A 13658-nucleotide genomic window follows, 5' to 3' on the forward strand; every position below is an offset into this window, starting at 1 on the left:
CCACCTATTTCAAGCGCTGCACGTAATGCGCCCGGTCCGTGTCGAACCAGGTTCGCGAATATTCGACCGGCTTGGGGCGATCCGCCCAGCTGAACCGTTCGACAAAGCCTGTGAGAGTGCCGGGCGTCTTCTGAAAGAGTTCCGGCGTCCAATCCGGCAGCGCACGGATGGTCACCCGGTCTTCTGCACGCACGATCCAGAACCCGAGGTGTTTCTGGTAAAAGCGGTAAAGCGAGTCCGACAGAAGCTCGCGCCGCACGAATCCCGCGTCGCCGTCGAGCCAGATTTCCTCCACCGCAATCATCACATCGTTGAGAAACCTCAGCCGGCGGATACGGGTGCCTTCGGCGCTGGTACCGAAAAGCGGCAGATCGTCCGGCTTGTCTAGGCGCTTTACGTCCAGAATATCCGCGCGTGGCAGACCACCTCCGCTCAGGAGTTCCAGACGGAACATGGCGTAGACGCTCTCATGCGTACCGCCCTGCCGTATGTAGTTTCCCGACCCCTGGATCCGCTCGAGTAAGCCTTTCTGCGTAAGGTCGGCGAGTGCCTTGCGAAGGGTTCCGATGGAGATGCCAAGCTCCTCTGCCATGTCCCTTTCAGGCGGCAGCCGCTCCCCGTCGATCAGCCGCCCGGCCGCGATATCCCTGATCAAAAGCTCGCTTATCTGCACGTATAACGGCAGCGCGGTAGAGGTTTGCGAGGCGGTTGGCATGGCGGTTCGAAGGTCTCGTTTTCAAAATTGATACACTATTGATTTACATCAAAACGGGTGATATGCAAGAAGAAATCGAAGGCAGAATGAAGCCATTCGAAAACAAACGAAAATAGCGAAACCACAATCGCACCCATGTCGGCGCATGCGGGTTTCGGTATTCGACAAGATGGTCCAAGGGAGGCACTTCATGACCGTAGTCCCAGTCACGTCACCGGATCTTGATGCAGCGGAGGTATCCTGGTTCGCCGCATTGTGTTCCGACGACTATCAGTTTCTGGGCGTACCCGAAGGCCATCTGCGTTCCTCCTGGGAGCATTGCTCTTCGATCGTGAAAACAGCCGAGCAGCAGGGCTTCCGCAACATCCTGTGCCCGTCGTCCTACCAGGTGGGCCAGGACACACTGTCCTTCGTCGCCGGCTGCGCTCCGATCACCGACAAGATCAACCTGCTGGCAGCGGTTCGCTGCGGCGAGATGCAGCCGATCATGCTGGCGCGGACCATTGCCACGCTGGACCACATGCTCGAGGGCCGGTTGACGGTCAACATCATCTCGTCCGACTTTCCGGGCGAGCAGGCCGACAGCAGCTATCGCTACCAGCGTTCGCGGGAAGTGGTGGAGATCCTGAAGCAGGCCTGGACGCAGGACGAAATCAATTACGAAGGCCAGGTCTATAACTTCAAGGGCCTGACCACGGACCCCGCCCGGCCTTACCAGACCGGTGGACCCCTGCTCTATTTCGGAGGTTATTCTCCGGATGCGCTGGACCTTTGCGGTCAGCATTGCGACGTCTACCTGATGTGGCCGGAAAAGATCGAGGAACTGGAAGGCCGCATGAAGGCGGTCAACGCGGTCGCCGAGAAATACGACCGCACCCTCGACTATGGCCTGCGCGTGCACATGATCGTGCGCGACACGGAAAAGGAAGCGCAGGAATACGCGGACTATATCGTCTCCAAACTTGACGAGACCCAGGGAACCGCCATTCGCGAACGGGCACTGGATGCCAAGTCACTGGGAGTGAGCCACCAGGCCAAGAACCGCGAGATCGCCGATGAATTCGGTTATATCGAACCGAACCTGTGGACGGGTGTCGGCCGGGCGCGGTCCGGTTGCGGGGCAGCGCTGGTCGGGTCAACCGATCAGGTGATGTCCAAGATCGAGGCCTATCAGAAGATGGGCATTCGTGCCTTCATCTTCTCAGGCTATCCGCACCTGGAAGAAGCCAGGCATTTCGGGTCCAGGGTCCTGCCGAATCTGAAGACATGTTCCCTTCCGCACGCCTATGGTCGTGTACCGGCTCAAACGCCGGCAACCCCGCTTGGCCAAGGAGTGCGCCGCTAATGGACCGCGTGAAAATTTCTGAAACCCTGGAATTCTCCCGGCTGATCTATGGCATGTGGCGCATCGGCGACGACAGCGACACGTCCCACGCTTACGTGGAACGCAAGATCCAGACCTGTCTCGACCAGGGCATCACGACCTTCGATCAGGCTGACATTTACGGCGGTTATGCCGCGGAAGCCGTGCTTGGCGGGGCGCTGAAGGCCAATCCGGCCCTGCGTGGTCAGATGGAAATCGTCACCAAATGCGACATTGTCGCGCCGATGGGACGGTATTCGGATGCCAGGGTGAAATACTACGACACGTCCCGATCACACATCGAGAAGTCGGTCGAGTTCTCCCTCACGGAGATGGGCATCGAAACCATCGACCTGCTGCTGATCCATCGCCCGGATCCGCTGATGGATCATCACGAGACCGGCGCCGCGCTCGATGACCTGGTCAAGAGCGGCAAGGTGCGGAATGTCGGTGTCTCCAACTTCCGCCCCTGGGACTGGGAGCTGCTGCAGTCGGCGATGTCGAACCGGCTTGTGACCAACCAGATCGAGATCTCACTGAAGGAAATCGCGCCGTTCACCAATGGCGACCTCGCGTTCCACCAACGCCTCGGCACCCGGTTGATGGCATGGTCTCCCCTCGGCGGCGGCTCGCTGATTTCCGAAAGTGGCAAGCTTGGCACCGTGATGGACGAAATCGCTGCAGACGCCGGTGTCGACCGGTCCGCAGTCGCGGTCGCCTTCCTTCTGGCTCATCCGGCGCAACTTTTGCCGGTCATGGGCACGAACAATCTGGAGCGCATTGCCCAGATCTCCGACGCGCTGAAAGTCAGCCTGGATCGCGAAACCTGGTACCGTCTTTACGAAGCGGCGCTTGGAACAGAGGTGCCCTGATGACCATGCAGAATGCCAATCATACCGTGACCTTCGAACCGGACGCCGAAAACACCCGCCTCTTGCGGGATGCGTTCGGTCGATTTGCCACCGGTGTTACGGTGGTGACCACCGGCTCGGCCGACGGCCCCGTCGGCATTACAGCCAACAGCTTCTCATCCGTCTCCCTGGAACCGGCACTTGTCCTGTGGATGCCGGATAAGGGATCGCGAAGGTTCAGGTATTTCGAAACGGCCGAACATTACGCCATTCACGTGCTCAGCAACGAACAGGCTGAAGTCTGCAACGGTTTCGTGCGCAATGCCCATGCTTTCGATCAGCTCACCTATACGATCGACGACAACGGCGTGCCCCTGATCGAAAACTGTCTCGCCCGCTTCGAGTGCAAGCGCTTCACCGCCTATGAGGGCGGCGATCATCTGATCGTTCTTGGGCAGGTGTTGCAGGCCGAGATGCGTTCAGGCGAGGCCCTGACGTTTTATGCAGGCAAACTCGGACAAATCGCTCCAAAATAAGGGCGGAAAACGGGGCGGCGACCGGCCCGTTCTGGAGGAAAGTGAGGAGCCTTCTGTCTCAGGAGAACGCAGAAGACCGCTTCACCACTTTTTACATGATCAGCTTCACGGTTCTCATGTTCGCGCACATGACGGCCGGTTGATCCAGGGAGGAGCCCGAATGGGCATTTTGCTGGCGGTTCTTGCACCGCTCGACTTCGTCAATTCGCTGCTGTTGCGAATTGGCCGGGGCATCGGCATCGTTGCCGTCGCCCTGATGGTGATCGCGATCCTGGTTCAGGTCGTGTTCCGCTATGTCTTCAACAATGCCCTGCCCTGGCCGGACGAAGCAGCCCGTTTCTGCATGCTCTGGATGACAGGTCTTATGGCACCAACGGCGTTCCGCAGAGGCGGTTTCGTTGCCATCGACATGTTCACCCATTCCCTGCCTCGCCTGCTGGGAAGCGCCATATCCCTGCTCCTTCTGCTTATTTCACTTGTGGTGCTCGTCGTTGCCCTGAAGATCGGCTTTTCGGAAGTCACCGGTTTCGGAGGCCGTTTCGCAACCGCCTCGCTTTATGTTCCGGGCAACCTTTCCTTCAGCGAATGGATCCGCGTGCCGCGCAGCTGGATGATGGCTTCCATCCTCGTCGGCGTATTCCTGCTGACGCTCGTCAACATCGAGCTGATCCTGCGCAACATCATCGCCAGCTTCGGTGGCGCCGACCGCATGCCGGTCATTCCCGATCCCGACATGGCAGGAGCTGACTGATGCTGATCTGGTTCCTTCCCGTTTTCCTCGTCTTCCTGCTGATCGGACTGCCTGTCTTCTTCGGCCTTCTGGCGGCCCCTGGCCTGTTGCTCTGGCTGAACGGCCAGGAAAAAGACATCACGCTGCTTTACCGCAACGTCTACAACGGCATGGACAGTTTTCCTCTGATGGCGATTCCGTTTTTCATGCTCGCAGGCGAGCTGATGAACAAGGGCGGCATCACCATGCGGCTGGTCGAGTTCAGCCAGGCCCTGATGGGACATCTGCGCGGCGGCCTTGCTCATGTGAACATCCTGTCGTCGATGCTGTTTGCAGGCTTGTCCGGTTCCGCTGTTGCCGACACCTCCGCTCTTGGATCCATGCTGATCCCGGCAATGGAGAAGCAGGGTTACACAAGGCGTTTTGCTGCGGCAATCACCGCGGCGAGTTCCGTCATCGGGCCGATCATTCCGCCGTCGGGCATCATGATCATCTATGCCTATGTAATGGGCGAGAGCGTTGCTGCGCTGTTCCTGGCCGGTATCGTACCCGGCATCATGGTCGGCATCGGCCTGATGCTGATGGTCAAGGTCATGGCCAACAAGTACGACCTTCCCAAAGCACAGAGGATCGTCAACCCCGGCCAGACCATGGCACCGGTGGAATACTGGTTCTCCTTTGTCGTGCTGAGGGCAAACCTGGCTGCCCTGTTCACGGTGATCGCGGACCTTGTGATCAATCTGACCGGGTTCGCTTCCCTTTCAACGACGACTTCCTTCATCCTGTTCGCGGTCTTCCTGGCGGTTTCCCATGTACTCTTGTGGAAACTCAGAAGTGCTGTCTCGGAAGATTTTCGGGTCGTGTGCAAGAAAGCAGTTGCTCCGCTTCAGACGCCGATCATCATTCTCGGCGGCATTCTGCTGGGGGTCTTCACGCCGACGGAAGCGGCCGCGGTCGCAGTTGCCTACGCGCTGGTTATCGGCTTCTTCGTTCTGCACTCCATCAAGGTCTCCGAGATCCCGGGTGTCCTGAACAGGGCTGGTATAACCTCTGCAGTGGTGCTTCTCCTGGTCGGTGCGGCGATGGCCTTCAAGACCGTCGTCAGCCTAAGCCACGCTCCCGAAATCATGGCCGAGTTCGTTCTCACCCTGTCGGAGAACCCGCTGATCCTGCTGTTCCTGATCAACCTGCTGCTCTTCGTTGTCGGCATGTTCCTGGATGCAGGCCCTGCCATCATCATTCTCGGCCCCATTCTCGGACCGATCTTCGTCAACCTTGGCGTCGATCCGATCCATTTCGCCATCATCATGAGCGTCAACCTGACCATCGGCCTGGCTACGCCACCCATGGGACTGGTGCTCTTCGTTGCGGCTTCGGTTTCAAGGGAACGGGTTGAAACCATTGCCAAAGCCATCCTGCCGTTTCTGGCGGTGGAAATCGCGGTGATCTTCCTGATCACCTACATTCCGGCACTTTCGATGACGATCCCGCGTCTGACCGGATTTGCCAACTGATCCTGAGCTTTCTAAGGGAGGAACCTAATGCTCAAAACTGCACTGAAAACGCTCACCGTCGCGGCGATGCTTGCCGGATCGTCGCTGAGCGCGCTTGCCGCGGACTACACGCTGCGCGCAACCGCCAACTCCAACGAAAACGACGAAGACTACGATGGTCTTGTCGTTTTCAAGAACTTCGTTGAGGCCGCTTCCAACGGTGCCATCGAGGTCGAACTGTTCATCGGCACGCAGCTTTGCTCCAACGGCGCTGAATGCCTTCAGGGCATTTCCGACGGTGCGATCGACATCTACATCTCCACCTCCGGCGGCGCGGCGGGCATTTTCCCGTATGTCCAGGTTCTCGACCTGCCCTACATGATGAGCGACGACCGGATTGCGGAGCATGTCCTGTCCGGCGAGTTCACCCGCACTATGCGCACGATGGCACTGGAAGATTCCGGTGACACCATCCGCCTGATGACCATTGGCAACACCGGTGGCTGGCGCAACTTCGCCAACACCAAGCATCGCGTCGCCAAGCCGGAAGACCTCAAGGGCCTGAAGATCCGCACCGTGGTGGCCGACCTGCCGCAGGAACTGGTCAAGGCACTTGGTGCTGCTCCGACGCCGATCCCGTGGCCGGAACTGTTCACCTCGCTGCAGACCGGCGTTGTCGAAGGTTCCAAGAACGGCATCACCGACATCATGGGCATGAAGTTCCCCGATGCCGGTCTTCAGTATGTCACCCTCGACGGGCATGCCTACATGGGCGCGCTGTGGTGGATGAACAACGAGAAGTTCCTGTCGATGCCGGAAGACCTTCGCCGCGTCGTGGTGGACGGTTTCTATGCCCTGCAGCAGGCAACCTTCGCCTCACCGAAGCGCAAGTCGATCAAGGCTTATGAGGACTTCGTTGCCGGTGGCGGCGATCTCTACGTCCCGACCCCGGAAGAAAAGGCAGCCTTCAAGGAAGCAGCCGCTCCGGTCTATGACTGGTTCAAAGGCAATGTCGGACGCGGCGGCGAGATCTTCGGCGCCCTGGAAGAAGCCGTGGCTGCGGCCGAAGCCGACATCAACGCCAATCGCTCTGCCGATCTGAACTGACGAAACACCGTGTCACGCCTTGCCACTGCAGGGCGTGACACATCCCAGCACATGCACCGGTCCGGAATCGTGCCTGCCGTAAACTGGACAGGGATCGGCACACGTCCCATGGTGAAGCCGTGGGAGACCCGGGAGAGCCAGAACTCAATGGTCCGGCCCGCCCAGCACTCGATCACGCGAGTTCTGCGCCGATCAGGAACGAACCACCGGCTTTCAATTGAACGGATACATCCAGACCTTGTAATCACCGACCAGGATATGCGCCTTCTCAATTTCGTCTTTGGTCATCTTCTTGACCACCTCTTCCAGAGAGATCGCGGCGTCGGGGTCCCCCCCGATGGCGGAGAGCGTGTACCACATGTAAGCCCTCACGAGATCCGGAGCCGGCATGCCCCGGCCCACCTCATAGTACCAGCCGACACCGGACTGGGCACCCGGATGCCCCTTCATCGCGCTTCTGAGATACCACTCGAACGCCCGCTGGTCGTCGCGCTCGACGCCCAGACCCATAGCGTACATTACACCGATCAGTTCTTCCGCATCCGCGTTGCCGGAACGTGCCGCCGGCCAAAGTTCCTTCATCGCCTCTTCGTAGCGATTGGCCTCCATCAGGTCGCGCGCGGCTTCGATTTCCGCCTGAGCAGAACTCGTGCACAACACAAGAGCAAAAAGAGCGGCGGTCAGCGTGGTTTTCATGTGTTGCGGTTGCTCCCTCTGGTCTTCGGCTTGTCGGCACCGGCGATTGCTTCCGAATTGCCACCGCCCTTGAAGGAAGACGATTTCATCGCCTTCGACAGAAAGCAGGCAGCCCTCGGCCAGTTGCTTTTTTACGACAAGATCCTCTCCGGCAACAGGAATATTGCTTGCGCCACATGCCACCACCCGACCTTTGGCACCGGGGACCGGTTGTCGCTCGGCATCGGCGAAGGTGGCGAAGGGTTGGGGCTCATGCGGATTGCCGGAACCGGTGACAGCCGCATTAAGAAACGGATTCCGCGAAACGCTCCAGGTCTCTGGAATTTGGGAGCAAAAGAGCTCCACGTCCTGTTTCATGACGGCCGCCTGTCAATTGCCGACACCTTCGAAAACGGCTTCAATTCGCCGGCGGAAGAATGGCTGCCCACGGGCTTCAATTCTCTGCTCGCCGCCCAGGCTGTCTTTCCGGTGACGGCCCAGTTCGAGATGGCGGGCAATCCGAAGGAAAACGAGATCGCCGGGGCCATCTACGATCGCATCGACAACGCCTGGCCGATCCTTGCCAAACGCGTCCGCATCATTCCGGAATATGGCCTCCTGTTTGTCGAGGCATTCGATCATATCGACGCGCCTGAAGCGGTCACGATCGTTGAAATCGCAAATGCGCTGGCAGCTTTCCAGGCAATTGAATGGCAGAGCTTCGACAGCCCGTTCGACGCGTATCTCACCGGCGACGAAAGCGCTCTGGATCCGGCCCAGAAGCGGGGTCTCGATCTCTTCTACGGCAAGGCCGGGTGCTCCTCGTGTCATTCGGGCAAACTGCTCAGCGATCAGAAATTCCACGCCCTGGGCCTGCCCCCCTTCGGTCCGGGTCGCACCCGCAGCTTCGATCCGATGGTGCGCGATGTCGGCGTGATGGGAGAAACCGACCGCCTGGAAGATGCCTACCGGTTCCGGACCCCGATGCTGCGCAATGTCGAGCTGACCGCCCCTTACGGCCACAATGGCGCCTACCCTACGCTGGAGGGGATCATCCGGCATCATCTCGACCCCGATGGAATGCTGAAAGCCTGGACACCGGAAACCGCAGCCCTTCCACAAGCGCCCTGGCTGCAGGCGATCGATTTTGTGGTCTGGAATGACGCTCGTGAGATGGCGCGTCAGGCCCGATTCAGGGATATTGAACCTCTCCCCCTTTCGGATGCGGAGATTGCCGATCTGGAGGCTTTCCTGAAAAGCCTGACCGGCACGCAGTCCGTCACGGCTCCGCCCTTCGGCATCCCTGCCACTGTCCCGAGCGGCCTTCCCGTCGACCGGTAAACATCAACAAGGACTAAGAACGTTTCATGGTTGCTCCATTGAAAGACCGGGCTAACCGGCTGTTCCCGGGTATTGCGATTGCCGGGCTTGTCGCCATTGCTGCGCAATTCCTCAACGAGCACTACGGGGCACCGGCCATGTTGATGGCCATCCTGCTTGGCATGCCGCTGAACTTCCTTTCGGAGGAGCAGCGCACGGGTGAAGGCATCGCCTTTGCAGCCCGCACGCTGCTTCGTGTCGGCGTTGCCCTGCTCGGCGTCCGCATCAGCGTGGAAATGGTGCAGCAGCTGGGTCTGCCGTTTCTGCTTCTGGTGATCCTCGGCGTCCTGGTTACCATCGGCTTTTCCCTCTTGATCGGCGGGCTGTTCGGACGAGACAGGTTGTTTTCGTTTCTGACCGGCGGCGCGGTCGCCATTTGCGGAGCCTCCGCGGCCATGGCTATCGGCTCCATCCTGCCGAAGCGCGAACATGCCGAACGCGATCTCGCCTTCACGGTGATTACCGTGACCGTCCTGTCCACACTGGCGATGATCTTCTACCCGATCCTCACCTCCTCCCTCGGCCTTTCCATGGACGCGACGGGTGTCTTCCTTGGCGGCACGATCCACGATGTTGCCCAGGTTGTCGGGGCCGGTTTCTCGATCTCCGAGGAAACCGGAGACCTCTCGACGCTGGTGAAGCTGATCCGCGTCACCATGCTGGCGCCCATCGTTCTGGTCGCGGCGCTCATCCTGCGCAAGAGTTCAGAGCCGGGCAGCGCCCGTCCTCCGATCATGCCGGCGTTTGTTGTCGCCTTTCTGGTGCTTGCCGCACTCAATTCCTTCGGCCTTATTCCGGACGTTGCCAAGGAGGCGGCCGGACACGTTTCCCGCTGGGCGTTACTGGCCGCCATTGCGGCAGTGGGCATGAAAACCTCCATTCCGAAACTTCTGGAAGTTGGCGGCCCGGCCATCTGGATGCTGGTTACGCAGACAGCGTTTCTGGCGCTCTTCGTTCTGGGCGGCATCTGGCTGATCGGCTGACCTTTCAATCGGCCTTGCCACACCCCATATAACGAGGCAGAACCCCGGTCTTTTCAAAGGCCGGGGCTTTTCTTGTGCGGGCGAGTATGGAATATAGCTCGCACCTCTTTAGGCGGAACGGCAGATGCGCCGCAACAGGCCGGACCGGACTTGTTTCCGCCCAAACATTTCGAAAGCGTTTGGATGAAAAGCTACATCACCACCCCGATCTACTACGTCAACGGTTCTCCGCATATCGGTCACGCCTTCACGTCCGTGATGGCCGATATCCTGAAACGCAACCGACAGGCGCTGGGGTATGACATGATGCTGTCCACCGGCGTGGACGAGCACGGACAGAAGAACCAGGAAGCAGCGGAAAAAGAGGGAATGTCGGTTGAAGACTACCTCAACATGCGCTGTGCAGAATTCCGCGATGTCTTCGATCGTCTGGACGTGGCTTACGACTATTTCGTGCGCACCAGCCGCGAGGGCCACAAGACGGCCGTCGCTGGAATGGAGCAGTCGATCTTCGACAAGGATCTGATCGTCAAGAAGAACTACACCGGCACCTACTGCAAGGGCTGCGAGGAGTTCAAGAAGGAATCCGATCTGACCGAAGAGGGCCAGTGCCCGCTGCACCCGACAATGAAGGTAGAGCAGACGGAGGAAACCAACTACTTCCTGAAGATGGAACCGTTCCGCGAGCGCCTTCTGCAGCACATCGCCGAAAATCCGGACTTCGTGCAGCCCGAAGCGTTCAAGAACGAACTGAAGCAGATGCTGTCCGAACCGCTGGAAGATCTCTGTATCTCCCGGCCGAAGGCCCGTGTAACCCTGGGTATCGAACTGCCTTTCGACACTGACTTCGTCACCTATGTCTGGTTCGATGCGCTGGCGAACTACCTCACCAACATCAACTGGCCGGAAGCAGGCTACGAGAGCTGGTGGGCGGAATGCGAGCACCTGATCGGCAAGGATATCCTCAAGCCGCATGGCGTTTACTGGCCGATCATGCTGATGGCCGCCGGACTGCCGTTGCCGAAGAAACTGTCCGTTCACAGCCACTGGGTTGGTGCGGGCGGCGTCAAGATGTCGAAGTCCATCGGCAACGTTGTTGATCCGATCGAGGTCATCGAGAAACTGGGCGTCGACGCCTTGCGCTGGTACCTCGCCCGGCACATGCGTGCGGACAGCGACAGCCAGATTTCGGTCGACTTCATCACCCAGTCCTACAACACGGAACTGGGCAACAAGATCGGCAACCTGCTGTCGCGGGCGGCCAAGTTCTCCAAGGCCCGTTTTGACGGCAAACTGCCGACACCGGGTTCGCTGTCAGCCGAGGACGAAGCGATCCGCAAGTCCGTGCTTGAAGCCACCAAGGGCATGGGTGAATGGGTCAACCTTGCTGAAATCCCGGCTCGCATGCAGTCGATCATCACCGTCGCCGACGAGATGAACAACTACTTCGCCGAGCAGGCGCCCTGGGATCTCATCAAGAACGAGGAGACCCGCGAGCGTTGCCAGACGGTGATCTACGTGACGCTGGACTGCCTGCGCGTCGTCATGGAAGCGCTGACACAGGTCATCCCTGCGTCTGCCGGCAAGGCTCTTGCCATGCTGAACGCACCGGCTGTCGCCTGCCCGTGGAAGCCGGAACTTGACCGGCTGGAAGGCAATAGCGATCTCGGCGAAATCGAGACGCTTTATCCGCGGGTTCAGTAAGCCCGTCACGGCTTGATCAAAAAAATGAAGCGCCCCTGCTCGGGGCGCTTCATATAGCCAGTCGCGCGGAAAGCGATTTCCAGCCACATAGTGTACGGCGAATGAGCTGGGGCTCTAGAGCAGACCGGCGAATTCCATGGCTTTGTCGATCTCGCGACGGGTTGCCTTAGTCACCGGGGTCAGCGGCAAGCGGACATCTTCGCGGCAAAGCCCCAGCCTGGACAGGCCGTATTTGGCGCAGGCTGCGGGTGGCTCGAGGAACATCGCGGAGTGGAGCGGCAACAGGCGGTCCTGATACTCCCGGGCAAGTTCGAGGTTTTCAGCAAGTGATGCGCTCTGGAACTCGGCACAAAGGCCTGGAGCCACGTTGGCGGTCACTGAAATGCACCCCTGCCCGCCATGGGCGTTGAAACCCAGTGCGGCGGCGTCCTCTGCACTGAACTGCATGAAAGCCTTGCCGCAAAGTGCCCTTTGCTTGCTGACCCGCTCCATGCTGCCGGTGGCATCTTTCACGCCGATAATTCGCGGCCAGCGTGCCATCTCGGCCATGGTTTCCGGCAATATGTCGATCACACACCGGCCCGGAATATTGTAGAGGATGATCGGGATCGCGCTGTTGTCGTGGAGAACCTGGTAGTGGCTGAGCAGGCCTGCCTGGTTGGGCTTGTTGTAATAGGGCGTGACGACCAGTGCCGCATCTGCGCCAACGGCTTCAGCGTGCTGAAGCATGTCGAGGGATTGTGCCGTTGCGTTGGAGCCAGTGCCGGCAACAACCGGAATACGGCCGGCCACGAGATCGACAACCCGCTTGATGACGTCCTTATGCTCGATCTTGGAGACAGTCGGGCTTTCGCCCGTCGTCCCGACAGCAACCAGCCCGACGCTGCCCAGGGCAATGTGCCACTCAACGAGACGTTCCAGCGCTTCGATGTCAACGCTTCCGTCCCTGAACGGTGTGACAAGGGCGGGAATGGATCCCTTGAGTTCGAGCATGTGGCGTCCTCCCGGATCCGCGCTGTCTGAAAGCACGGTCCCATGTCCATCGATAGTCATTCCAGATCGATGTGCCACCAAAAACCCGTCACTGGCAACCTGCCCCGTCCCTCATGAACATCTTACTGCATCATGATCCGCGATCAGGCAGCCAAAAACTCCAGTCGATCATCGAACCGCGCAGGTGTTATTTCCAGAATTTCGGCCGTCACGACACCTTCAGCAACGAAAGGGTCTTCGGCAACAAATCCTTCAAGTTTTTCCAGGCTAGCGCCGTGCGCAAGGATCCCGCCGCCGCGGTTCGGTTGCAGGCTGCCGACCATGAGGAAATATCCTTGCTTGAACCCGCGTTGGATCCAGGCCTTGTGGCCTTCCATGAGTTCGCCTGCCCGGGATTTGTCAGCAAAGGTAAGTGTCACGACAAACATGTCATTCTCCATGTATGTTTTTATCAAAGGCAAAGGCGAGTTACTGGATCTTGTTCTGCTGTGTCCCGGCAATGACACCGTCCAGCCAGCTCAGGATTTTCGAGACTTCACGCTCGACATAGTCCTTGTCCTTGAATGCCTGGGCGAGTGTCGCGACGCCCTGGCTCCAGCCAAGGACATGCATGGCATTGTCCCGCGAATTCTCACCGCAGCCGATTTCGCGAAACTGTGCTTCAAGCCAGTCGCCGAACAGGGCCATGATCTCGTTGGCCTTGCCCCGTGAGGGATGATCGATCTTTGCGAGCTCCGTCGTCAGCGTACCGACGGGACAGCCGTAAGCCATGATCTTCGTCTGGTTGACGATGACAATCCGGATAAAACACTCAATCCGTTTCCGTGCTTCATCCGCCGTCTCGTCCCATTTGGCGAGCAGCTCTTTTCGATCCGACAAACGCTTGTCGATCACGGCATCGAGGATCTCGTCCTTGGTCTTGAAATGATAATAGAAGTTGCCGCGCGAGATTTTGACCGCTGCTGCAATGTCCGCGAAGGACGTCTGCGTAAAACCTTGGGCATAGAAAAGGCTGTCCGCCGCATCCACGATCTGACGCCGTGTCTCGCCTGCCGCAACCATATCCATCTCCCTTCGTATTTCCGCAACATTCATTAGGACAAGTGACCTATCGACGAATTAGGACGG

Annotated in this window: 14 protein-coding genes; 9 read left to right on the forward strand and 5 right to left on the reverse strand. The window is 59.0% G+C overall.

Translation table 11 applies throughout. The features are described 5' to 3' along the window. Nucleotides 1-4: 4 nt before the first annotated feature. Nucleotides 5-715 carry a GntR family transcriptional regulator gene (locus ACP90_RS18295; RefSeq protein ID WP_062489203.1) on the reverse strand — a complete coding sequence of 237 codons (711 nt, stop codon included), beginning with the start codon at nucleotides 713-715 and terminating at the stop codon, nucleotides 5-7. A gap of 190 nt (nucleotides 716-905) precedes the next feature. Here ACP90_RS18295 and ACP90_RS18300 point away from each other — a divergent pair, with 190 nt between their 5' ends. The 6 genes from ACP90_RS18300 (at nucleotide 906) to dctP (ending at nucleotide 6795) form a co-directional block, all read left to right on the forward strand. Further along, nucleotides 906-2060: an LLM class flavin-dependent oxidoreductase gene (locus ACP90_RS18300; protein ID WP_055659188.1), complete on the forward strand. Its 1155-nt coding sequence runs from the start codon at nucleotides 906-908 to the stop codon at nucleotides 2058-2060. Next, the gene (locus ACP90_RS18305; RefSeq protein WP_062489205.1) at nucleotides 2060-2950 is read left to right on the forward strand and encodes an aldo/keto reductase; all 891 of its coding nucleotides are present in this window, start codon (nucleotides 2060-2062) and stop codon (nucleotides 2948-2950) included. The genes ACP90_RS18300 and ACP90_RS18305 overlap by 1 nt, the downstream gene beginning before the upstream one ends. Continuing rightward, nucleotides 2950-3465: a flavin reductase family protein gene (locus ACP90_RS18310; protein ID WP_062489207.1), complete on the forward strand. Its 516-nt coding sequence runs from the start codon at nucleotides 2950-2952 to the stop codon at nucleotides 3463-3465. The genes ACP90_RS18305 and ACP90_RS18310 overlap by 1 nt, the downstream gene beginning before the upstream one ends. Before the next feature lie 160 nt (nucleotides 3466-3625). Next, nucleotides 3626-4216, forward strand: coding sequence for a TRAP transporter small permease (locus ACP90_RS18315; RefSeq protein WP_023000211.1), 591 nt, complete (start codon nucleotides 3626-3628; stop codon nucleotides 4214-4216). Then, nucleotides 4216-5709, forward strand: coding sequence for a TRAP transporter large permease (locus ACP90_RS18320; protein ID WP_055659183.1), 1494 nt, complete (start codon nucleotides 4216-4218; stop codon nucleotides 5707-5709). The genes ACP90_RS18315 and ACP90_RS18320 overlap by 1 nt, the downstream gene beginning before the upstream one ends. A 27-nt stretch (nucleotides 5710-5736) precedes the next feature. Then, nucleotides 5737-6795 carry a TRAP transporter substrate-binding protein DctP gene (gene dctP / locus ACP90_RS18325; protein ID WP_055659181.1) on the forward strand — a complete coding sequence of 353 codons (1059 nt, stop codon included), beginning with the start codon at nucleotides 5737-5739 and terminating at the stop codon, nucleotides 6793-6795. Between the two features lie 213 nt (nucleotides 6796-7008). On the opposite strand, the gene ACP90_RS18330 is transcribed toward dctP, so the two are convergent. Continuing rightward, nucleotides 7009-7491 carry a tetratricopeptide repeat protein gene (locus ACP90_RS18330; protein ID WP_023000214.1) on the reverse strand — a complete coding sequence of 161 codons (483 nt, stop codon included), beginning with the start codon at nucleotides 7489-7491 and terminating at the stop codon, nucleotides 7009-7011. Here ACP90_RS18330 and ACP90_RS18335 point away from each other — a divergent pair, their 5' ends adjacent. From ACP90_RS18335 to metG, 3 genes are all read left to right on the forward strand, one after another. After that, on the forward strand, nucleotides 7492-8811 hold the full coding sequence (locus ACP90_RS18335) for a cytochrome c peroxidase (protein WP_208993362.1): 1320 nt from the start codon (nucleotides 7492-7494) through the stop codon (nucleotides 8809-8811). Nucleotides 8812-8837: 26 nt separating this feature from the next. After that, nucleotides 8838-9833, forward strand: coding sequence for a YeiH family protein (locus ACP90_RS18340; RefSeq protein WP_023000216.1), 996 nt, complete (start codon nucleotides 8838-8840; stop codon nucleotides 9831-9833). Between the two features lie 183 nt (nucleotides 9834-10016). After that, entirely contained in the window at nucleotides 10017-11537 is a 1521-nt protein-coding gene (gene metG, locus ACP90_RS18345) for a methionine--tRNA ligase (protein WP_062489209.1), read from the forward strand. 114 nt (nucleotides 11538-11651) lie between these two features. Here metG and dapA read toward each other — a convergent pair whose 3' ends face one another. The 3 genes from dapA to ACP90_RS18360 all read right to left on the reverse strand — a co-directional run bounded on the left by dapA (nucleotide 11652) and on the right by ACP90_RS18360 (nucleotide 13592). Beyond that, nucleotides 11652-12530, reverse strand: a complete 879-nt coding sequence (gene dapA, locus ACP90_RS18350) for a 4-hydroxy-tetrahydrodipicolinate synthase (protein WP_062489211.1) — start codon at nucleotides 12528-12530, stop codon at nucleotides 11652-11654. Nucleotides 12531-12673: 143 nt separating this feature from the next. Next, nucleotides 12674-12958: a YciI family protein gene (locus ACP90_RS18355; protein ID WP_062491749.1), complete on the reverse strand. Its 285-nt coding sequence runs from the start codon at nucleotides 12956-12958 to the stop codon at nucleotides 12674-12676. 40 nt (nucleotides 12959-12998) lie between these two features. Then, the gene (locus ACP90_RS18360) at nucleotides 12999-13592 is read right to left on the reverse strand and encodes a TetR/AcrR family transcriptional regulator (RefSeq protein WP_062491751.1); all 594 of its coding nucleotides are present in this window, start codon (nucleotides 13590-13592) and stop codon (nucleotides 12999-13001) included. Between the last annotated feature and the right edge of the window lie 66 nt (nucleotides 13593-13658).

Source organism: Labrenzia sp. CP4, assembly GCF_001579905.1.
Taxonomy (GTDB): domain Bacteria; phylum Pseudomonadota; class Alphaproteobacteria; order Rhizobiales; family Stappiaceae; genus Roseibium; species Roseibium algicola.